Source organism: Coxiella endosymbiont of Ornithodoros amblus (assembly GCF_019425495.1).
Lineage (GTDB): Bacteria > Pseudomonadota > Gammaproteobacteria > Coxiellales > Coxiellaceae > Coxiella.
Map to the genome: position 1 here is coordinate 1 of NZ_VFIV01000087.1, position 3,653 is coordinate 3,653.

Here is a 3,653-nt window from a genome sequence, read left to right on the forward strand (position 1 = left end):
AAATTTCTGCACACCAATTATCAGAAACTCAGCGTTTATTCGACTTATACCATTAATTGCTGCCCAATTCGAATATTATCTCCGGACAAATGATTCAAATGGTGTAATTGTAATTTAGAGACAGTGGTTCCATAAAGGTGGGCAATGGTCGAAAGGGACTCTCTCCGTTTAACGAGATGGTATTTTGTAGCGGTATGAAGGGATTTCCAAATAATCAATTTATCACCTACCCCAAAGGCGAAAGATGAGCAATCTGTGCAATCGTTTCATGAGCTTTCACCACGTGCACAATACGTTTGGGTCCCGGAATATCATCCTCAGAAATGCGAGCATTGTGAACAGGGGTGTAAGGAGTTGCTTGCGCCTCAGGAATTAATAAATTTTTTCAATTTGGATAACATTGCTTTTTAATTTATTCATCTGACGAATTTCCGTCATACTCGTGTGGTAGCGGCTTGCTAAAATACTTAACGAATCGCCAGCGTGAACGCGATGATATATTCGTTTTCCCGACAACGCGGGAGTTTGCGTTTCTAGTTCAGCTAAACTTTTTGGAGTTGGTCTGCTTTATCGATAGGTATCAAAAATTATAGATATGATTCGGCATTGTTGACGAACGACGAAAATCGGGATTTAAATTGCTGATAAGTTTCGATGTAGAATCAGACAATTCACTAATTTTTCTAAATTCATTTGCCCTGCTAATGCCACAGTTGTAAAAAAGGAGGATTCTCAATGAGTGTTAAATGTAAACCATAACGAGTATGATTTTTAATAATGTTGGCCAAGGCTAACAATTTCGGAACGTACTCGCGAGTTTCATAAGGTAAGGGGAGAGACCAAAAATCGGTGGATCGGGGCCCATGCCGACGGTTATATCGGATAGCCGCTGAGATAGTTCCCTCGCCGGCGTCGTAGGCGCCAATCGCCAAGAGCTAGTTATATGGAAATAACCATGAAGGTATTGAAGGTAATTTAAAGCGGCATTCGTTGAAGCCACCACGTCTCGACGTCCGTCGTACCACCAATTAATCAGAAGACCAAAGCCAGTAGCAGTGCCGGACATCATTTGCCAAAGTCCAGTGGCTCCGCGATTAGAGTAAAGAAAAGGGTTAGCTTTCAATCATCGGGAGAATGGCAATTTCCGCCAGCATCCCCCTTTTTTCAGTTTGTTGGAGCACGTAATAAATATAGGGTTGAACGTTTTTGGTCAATTGAGTAAGATAGTGCTACCGGTACTGAAACCACCGTATTTTTTCACGGACAGTAATTGTTGCTATACTTCCCGTCAAAGCTAAAACGATGATTGATCACGCTCAAAAAACTTTGGCCTTTTGAAAAAGGTTAGTGAGGTGCCATTGTTGGTCTGATGAAGCAGGCATAGCAGTGGTAGTATTTGAGATCCATTTTCGCATCCGAGGCATATTACGGATAAATGGAGTCAGAATCAAGGAAAATTGACTAAAAATTTATCGGAAATTTTTTAACTAATTGAAAATTATAATAAAAAATTTAAAGTTTGGGATCCATTCCATCCTCTAATTCCTAAACAAAGAAAGAAATATCGCTCGTTTTGCGGCCGAGATTTTCAAAACTTATCTTTCCAACGACGCAGAGCAGCGAAAACGGCGACTGTGTTAGCGAGTGGATAGCCGCAATATTCTTGGACTCGCCGCTGGATGTTTCTTTGATGACAACGAAGAAAAGGGTTGGTGTCGAGCTCAGCTTGAATGGTAGAGGGTAAAGTCGGTAGGTTTTGATTAGTTTTTTGATTGGTTTCAATGATGCGTTGTTTAAGTTTGAGATTTTCTGGTTCTACAGTTTTGGCAAATTCAAGATTCTTGGCTGTGTATTCATGGCCGCAGTAAACCCGTGTGCTGGGGTTTAGTGAAACTAATTTCTGCAGCGAATGATAAAATTGATCAGGAGACCCTTCAAAAATTCGCCCACAGCCGCCCGCAAATAAAGTATCACCCGTGTAGATCCATTGATCTGCATAATAAGCCACATGATCGAGGGTATGGCCGGGTATTGCCAATACATTAAAAGTAAGTTCTGCGCAGGGGATAGAAAAGCTTTCCTTATCAACGACTGGGCGATCACAAAACGGAATAGCACTTTCAGCAAGACCATAAACGGGGGCGGGATGTTCTTGTAAAATAGCTTGGACGCCGTTGGTATGGTCCCAATGATGGTGAGTGATGAGTATGGCAGCCAAGTTAAGTTTTTGCTCTTTCAGTAAATCAAGCACGGGTTTTGCTTCGCCAGGGTCGATGATAACAGTCGTTTGTTTTCGTGGATGCACGATGGTCCAGATGTAGTTATCATTAAGAGCAGGGATGGCGAGAATATTATGCGGCATAAGCAAGCCTCTCTCTAACACACAGATCCTTAATGAGTATAAGACAATAAATCGAAACTTGCGATATGAAACCTACGTCACCGAGTATGCAGGAATGGTACCAACAATCACCGGGGTCGTGGTTGTTAACCTTAGAATGTGAAGAAGCTGCCCGCGTTTTAAGCAATATTAAAGGCCGATACTTAGTACAAATGGGTGGTACAGCAGATCTTGCTCATTCGGCGATGAGCTCCATCCTTTATCGAATAAGATTAATGTCGCAACCCGACGACCTTTCCTCGTTGACGATCCAAACAGAATATCAAGACCTACCATTGTTGCCGAATAGCGTCGATATTGTGGTCCTCGTGCATTTATTAGAATTCATCAATTACCCCGTTAAATTACTGCAGGAAATTTTTCAAGCGCTAAAACCGGACGGTCGATTATTAATTTTTGGGTTTAATCCGTGGAGCCTGTGGGGAATAAATAAATTTTTTAATTTAAAAAAAGATATTCCCTGGAATGGAAAGTTCTGGTCACGCGCGCAAGTTAAACGTTGGTTAATTAATTTTAATTATTCCATTTTATTCAGCAAGACTTTTTGCTATCGTTTCCCTCGTCAGAAAAAACCCGGACGAGGAATGCAATTATTTAGCGAAGTGGCAGGTCAATTGTCTTTGCCGGCAGCAGGCGGCATTTATTTATTGATTGGAAAAAAGAGCGTCTACGCTCCCTTACTGCATAAAATTGTTTGGAAAGGAACGGATATCATTGCGGGGAAAATCGTAAAGCCAACCTCCTCACCTTATTATTAAAAGTTGATAAAATTAATGACGAAACAAGAGCAAAATATTGTTTACTTCTATTGTGATGGCGCCTGTCGCGGAAATCCGGGCCCTGGCGGATGGGGAGTATTACTACGTTATAATGAGCATGAGCGTCAGCTCCATGGTGGAGTTGCCAAAACTACCAACAACCAGATGGAATTAACAGCCGCCATTGAGGGGTTAAAATCCTTAAAGAAATCATGCCAGGTAATTGTAACAACAGATTCGCAATATTTGCGCCGCGGAATCACTGAATGGCTTCCTGTTTGGAAAAGGCGGGGCTGGCAAACCAGTAATAAAAAGCCTGTGAAAAACCAACGATTATGGGAAGAACTTGAGTGCGAAGTGGAGCGCCATACAATTGTTTGGCATTGGGTAAAAGGCCATAGCGGCCATGTCGCAAATGAAATCGCAGACGAATTAGCGAACCGTGGCATTGACGAAGTTTTGAAGAGAGGGACGCAGTAATTATACCCTATCAA

The 3,653-nt window shown here is 41.9% G+C and carries 3 protein-coding genes and 1 pseudogene; 2 read left to right on the top strand and 2 right to left on the bottom strand.

Annotated elements, in window-relative coordinates:
• Positions 1–44 precede the first annotated feature (44 nt).
• Both FIV31_RS07400 and gloB read right to left on the bottom strand, forming a co-directional pair.
• A pseudogene (locus FIV31_RS07400) lies at positions 45–1,451 on the bottom strand (lytic transglycosylase).
• Between the two features lie 137 nt (positions 1,452–1,588).
• Positions 1,589–2,362, bottom strand: coding sequence for a hydroxyacylglutathione hydrolase (gloB, locus tag FIV31_RS07405; protein ID WP_280124330.1), 774 nt, complete (start codon positions 2,360–2,362; stop codon positions 1,589–1,591).
• A gap of 65 nt (positions 2,363–2,427) precedes the next feature.
• On the opposite strand from gloB, the gene FIV31_RS07410 reads away from it, so the two are divergent.
• A complete protein-coding gene (locus tag FIV31_RS07410) occupies positions 2,428–3,159 on the top strand; it encodes a class I SAM-dependent methyltransferase (protein ID WP_280124331.1) in 732 nt (243 codons plus the stop codon).
• Between the two features lie 15 nt (positions 3,160–3,174).
• A complete protein-coding gene (rnhA, locus tag FIV31_RS07415) occupies positions 3,175–3,639 on the top strand; it encodes a ribonuclease HI (protein WP_280124332.1) in 465 nt (154 codons plus the stop codon).
• The last annotated feature ends 14 nt before the right edge of the window (positions 3,640–3,653 follow it).

Bases quoted from the DNA above. Each gene is read 5' to 3' on its own strand.
- FIV31_RS07410 (WP_280124331.1), top strand. From the start codon at position 2,428: ATGAAACCTACGTCACCGAGTATGCAGGAATGGTACCAACAATCACCG.
- rnhA (WP_280124332.1), top strand. From the start codon at position 3,175: ATGACGAAACAAGAGCAAAATATTGTTTACTTCTATTGTGATGGCGCC.
- gloB (WP_280124330.1), bottom strand. From the start codon at position 2,362: ATGCCGCATAATATTCTCGCCATCCCTGCTCTTAATGATAACTACATC.